The 687-nt window shown below is 65.9% G+C and carries 2 protein-coding genes; one reads left to right on the forward strand and one right to left on the reverse strand.

The genetic code is table 11. The annotated features are described in order from the left end of the window. A partial coding sequence (locus BN2476_RS47900) for a hypothetical protein (RefSeq protein ID WP_218274622.1) occupies positions 1–258 on the reverse strand: 258 nt, incomplete at its 3' end. Positions 259–261: 3 nt separating this feature from the next. Here BN2476_RS47900 and BN2476_RS45045 point away from each other — a divergent pair. After that, positions 262–687: bifunctional adenosylcobinamide kinase/adenosylcobinamide-phosphate guanylyltransferase (locus BN2476_RS45045; protein WP_087740517.1), on the forward strand; the 426-nt coding region annotated here is incomplete at its 3' end.

Below are 687 nucleotides of genomic sequence, written 5' to 3' on the forward strand. Positions count from 1 at the left end.
GTCACGGGGTGTCGGGCTCGGCGGCGTTAAGACAATGACAATGAAGACAATGACAATGAAAAGGGACGGCAGTCCGGCGGTGTTCGGGTCGCGGTCAGGAGGCGGAAGTCCGGGCAAAACGTCCGGAAACCGCTGGCAAAACCCGGCCGGCATTCGCGCATCGTTCATGCAGCAACGAAGCCCTCGTTCAGCAACGCCGCGCACGGCACGCAGCATTATCCCATCGCGCCGGCCTGCGCTGCACGCCGGTACAATCATGCGATGACTCCCCGCGACCTCACCTTCGTTCTCGGCGGCGCCCGCTCGGGCAAGAGCGTGCACGCCGAACAGCTTGCCAGCGACAGCGCCCTCCCCGTCACCTACATCGCCACCGCCCGCGTGGCCGACGACGCCGAATTCAGCGCGCGCATCGCGCACCATCGCGCACGACGTCCTGGGCATTGGCAACTGCTCGAAGCGGGCGTCGATCTGGCCGGCGCGCTCACGCAAAGCGACGCGACCGGCCATTGCACGCTGATCGACTGCCTGACGCTGTGGCTCGTCAACCTGCTCTGTCCGGCCGAAGGCGAAGCGCTGCCGATCGATCGGTACCATGCGCACGTCGCCGCGCTCGAAGCGGCCCTGCGCAATGCACAAGGCAAGGTGATCGTGGTCAGCAATGAAATCGGCCTGGGCGTAGTGCCGCTC

This window comes from Paraburkholderia piptadeniae, assembly GCF_900007165.1.
Lineage (GTDB): Bacteria > Pseudomonadota > Gammaproteobacteria > Burkholderiales > Burkholderiaceae > Paraburkholderia > Paraburkholderia piptadeniae.